At 51.2% G+C, this 4,059-nt stretch carries 3 protein-coding genes; all 3 read left to right on the top strand.

What is annotated here, in order from left to right; translation table 11 throughout:
• The first annotated feature begins 252 nt into the window (after window positions 1–252).
• The 3 genes from FN633_RS05710 (at window position 253) to FN633_RS05700 (ending at window position 3,981) form a co-directional block, all read left to right on the top strand.
• A complete protein-coding gene (locus tag FN633_RS05710; protein WP_154057046.1) occupies window positions 253–1,329 on the top strand; it encodes a mechanosensitive ion channel family protein in 1,077 nt (358 codons plus the stop codon).
• A 179-nt stretch (window positions 1,330–1,508) separates the two neighbouring features.
• Window positions 1,509–1,874: a hypothetical protein gene (locus tag FN633_RS05705; RefSeq protein ID WP_154057045.1), complete on the top strand. Its 366-nt coding sequence runs from the start codon at window positions 1,509–1,511 to the stop codon at window positions 1,872–1,874.
• A 10-nt stretch (window positions 1,875–1,884) separates the two neighbouring features.
• Window positions 1,885–3,981: a pyrroloquinoline quinone-dependent dehydrogenase gene (locus FN633_RS05700; RefSeq protein WP_154057044.1), complete on the top strand. Its 2,097-nt coding sequence runs from the start codon at window positions 1,885–1,887 to the stop codon at window positions 3,979–3,981.
• The last annotated feature ends 78 nt before the right edge of the window (window positions 3,982–4,059 follow it).

The following is a 4,059-nucleotide window of genomic DNA, read 5'->3' as shown; positions in this document are numbered from 1 at the left end:
CTTGTTGGGTTCCGGTCGCCTCAAGCGCCACGGCTATTCTACTGCGTCCATGCTCTCTGTGTTGCGGCGCGCCACGCATAACACCTCGCTACTGCAAAATATTTTAATATACTAACGAGGCCAGATTTTCATCCTTTTCTTCTAATAATGCGCGTAAAGCAGGCTAATCTATAGAATAGCTTCAAGAGAAGGATTACTGATTGTTTAACCGCGCTGACTACGTAGGGTTGTTGGCAGGTATAAGGGGAAAGAATGTCTTTTTTATTCGGTGAGTTATCTGTCGCGCCGACGTGGGTGCCTGCTGTATTGGTTGTGACGTTCTCGCTCGCGGTGGGCTTCCTCGCGAGATTTATACTTCTACGGTTCATCCGCTACTGGCAGAGTCGTGACAGAAAGCTATTCAAATCACTTGAGAAACACCTTCGCGGATCAATGTTCCTGTTCATTCCCCTGCTGTTAATACGCGTAGGGGTTAATTATGTCCATGTTCAACCAGAGTCTTTTCTATTTATTATAACCACAATTAATATATTTATTATATTGTCATTTTGCTCTGTCCTGATTCGATTGATTAATGTTGCGCAGGATATGCTTTTTATACGCTATGACATTAATATTTCCAATAACCTTCGCGCCCGCAAAATTCGCACTCAGATAATGTATGTTAAGAAAGTCGCTATTGTTGTGCTGGTGACGTTCTGTCTTTCACTGATTTTACTTAGCTTCCCTGGCGTCCGAAAATTCGGTACAACCATCCTGGCCGGTGCAGGGGTTGCCGGAATAATAATTGGCTTTGCCCTACAGAAGTCACTTGTCAATTTGTTTGCCGGAATTCAGATAGCGTTTACGCAACCCATAAAAATTGATGATGCTGTGGTGGTTGAAAAAGAGTGGGGCTGGATTGAGGAGATAAACCTGACGTATGTTGTGGTGCGTCTCTGGGATCTGCGCCGACTGGTCTTACCGATTACCTACTTTACAGAAAATCCATTCCAAAACTGGACGCGTAACAATGCACAAATTTTAGGTTCTGTTTTCCTTTATCTGGATTACTCGATGCCCTTAGAGCCTCTTCGAAAACACTTTGAAAAGGTGCTCAGTGAAACCAAACTCTGGGATCAAGAAACGCAGGTCCTTCAGGTTACCGATACGACTGAAAAGAGCATGACGATCAGATTGTTAATGACAGCGCAGAATTCACCTATGGCCTTCGATTTACGCTGTCACGTGCGGGAAAAAATGATTGAGTTTATTCAACAAAATTATCCGCAGAGTCTTCCTCAGGTAAGGGCTACATTGATGGGTCCCGGTGTCTCCGAAAATGAATGATTATCTTCCGGGCAGAACGTATCGAATATGCCTCTTCGCGCCCCGTGAAAAAATCCTTCTTCTATACTGAGTTACGTTAAGTGAGCTGTGCGGCTGTCGTTGCCCTGCGTGATGGATAGCCGCAGTAGACTAATGACAGCAATTACTCATTGTTCTTTTTGGATAGAGGATTTCCTGGTATGTTGCAATCTCAACCCTCACGCCTCGGCAGTATACTTTTGCTGCTATCAGCCGTGATTGGCTTCGCGGTCGCGTTATATGCGTGGCTAACGCCGCTTACCGGCGTCACCGGCACTATCGGTGCCCTCGGCGTGGCCATTGCCAGTGTGCTACTGGCGATATTGGCCTTTATACTGCGTGCCGCATCCCACCGTGGAACGCGTATTTTCCTGATCGTTGTCACCCTTGTCATGCTATTCGGTATTGGTTTTGCAGGCGCGTTGCTGCATCAGTACCTCATTACTGCGGCAATGGTGGTCGGCCTCATTGGTCTGATTGCGCTGAGCAGCAATTCCGTTCGTCCCAATCATCGCGCCAGAGTCTGAGGAGCCGCCCGTGCATAACGAAAAACACTCTCCATTACTGAAAGTCAGCATGACGGCACTCGCGTTGTTGGTTGCTCCGCTTCCGCTCTATGCGCAAGAGAAGGCCGCTGAGGCATCTCAGGGAACCCAGGAAAAGCTGAACGTAGATGCAGCCGATCAACAGGCACCCGGAACGACAAAAACCACTGACGAGACCTCAACCGGTAAAAATGACGGACAGAAGGTAGAAGCTGTCGCACAGCCAGCCACGTCGCTGGTGCCTTCCACTGCCACCTGGGACAGCTTTCATGGCCAGCTTAACGCCCAGAAATACAGTCCACTGACGCAGATTACTGCAGACAACGTTAATAAATTAACCAAAGTCTGGGAGTTTCATACCGGCGACGTCTCGGATGGGAAAGGTGATACCCCTGCTACCGTCTGGTCAGCAACGCCTATTTTTGCCAATGAAACGCTGTATATCGGTACACCGTTTGATCGCCTGATTGCGCTCGATCCGGGTACAGGGAAAGAGAAGTGGCATTACGACACCAAATCATCACGCAAAGCACTGACTCAGCCAGTCCTTAAAAACCGCGGCGTTTCGTACTGGCAGGCTAAAAATCCGGTCGCCGGACAGGAATGCCAGAAAATCGTTTATATGGGTAACGTGGATGGCAACCTTTATGCGCTGGATGCCGATTCAGGGAAGCCGTGCAGCGGCTTTGCTGATAAGGGTGTGCTGAATATTAATCAGTGGAACACGGTCAACGCCAAATATCCGTTATCTATCCTGCAGCCACCAACGGTGGTGGGTAACCATCTGCTGGTCGGCTGGGCTGGGAAGGACTGGGCCTACGCCGAAGCGCCTCCGGGTACCGTGTTCTCAATTAACGCGCAAACCGGCGAACGTGAGTGGACCTTTGACGCGATCCCAGCAGAAATCCGCCAGCGCACCGGTACGGCCAACGTCTGGACCCACATGTCTGCCGATGAGGCTAATGGTCTAGTTTATCTGCCGGTGTCATCCCCTTCCCCTAACTACTGGGGCGGCAACCGTGTTGCACCTATTCCACTTGCAACCTCCACGACCGCACTGGATATCAACACTGGTAAAGTCGTTTGGTCTCGTCAATGGGTCCATCACGACGTATGGGATTACGATATCAACTCTGCGCCGACCCTGATGGATATCACCGTCGACGGCAAGCAAATCCCGGCATTGATTCAGGCGACCAAACAGGGCTTCTTGTTTGTCGTGAATCGCCTGACGGGTGAGGATGTCTGGCCGATTGAAGAGCGTCCGGTGCCGCAGGGAGATGGTTCGGTACAGGGTGAGGTGCTTTCGCCAACGCAGCCCTTCCCGACGAAACCTGCGCCGCTGCTCGATCAATCTAAGAAGCCAGAGATCTGGAAACTGGCAGATGCCGTGGGTGCGGGCCAGTGCTCTCGCCTGTGGGATAAGCTGAGCTATGAGGGCATGTACACGCCGCCTACGACGAAGGGCGAAGGTGCCCTGACCTATCCAGACAGCGCCGGTGGCGTTCAGTGGGGAGGCGTGGCCTTCGATCCGAAAAAACAGATTGCCATCGTCAATACCTCACACATTGTGCAGTACCTGAAGCTATATAGCCGTGAAGATTATAAAAAGGCGGATAAAGGTTCCGGCAATGAGAGCGGCTTTGCGCCTCAGGAAGGTGCCCCTTACGGTATGCGTCTGATGGTGGCGAATAACTGGCTGGGTATGCCGTGCTGGCAACCCCCGTTTGGTGAAATCGTGGCGCTGGATATGCACACGGGGGATGTGAAGTGGCGTCGTCCGGTTGGTGCATCGCAGCAGTATGGCTTCTTTATGCCTGAGAGCTGGGGCTCCCCAACCATCGGTGGTCCGGCCGTGACGGCGGGAGGCGTGGTGTTTATCGGTGCCTCCATGGATGCCAAGGTTCGCGCCTATTCAGTGGATAGTGGCGAAGAGCTGTGGTCCGATCAGGTAGAAGCGCCTGCGGTAGCCAACCCGTCAATCTACGAGTACAAAGGCCGTCAGTATGTCGCGTTTGTCGCGGGCGGCAATACTATTCTGAAGGATCAGGTAGGCGATCAGGTCGTCGTTTACGCGCTTCCTGAATAAGCGTTTAACTTACCGTTAATGCAAACTGCGTGGGGCCTTCGGGCCCCACTTTTAGATCATTGACTTTCCTGCGCCATC

The organism is Pseudescherichia vulneris (assembly GCF_902164725.1).
Lineage (GTDB): Bacteria > Pseudomonadota > Gammaproteobacteria > Enterobacterales > Enterobacteriaceae > Pseudescherichia > Pseudescherichia vulneris.
The sequence above is the reverse complement of the archived record's forward strand: the minus strand, read 5'-3'. Positions and strand labels throughout refer to the sequence as shown.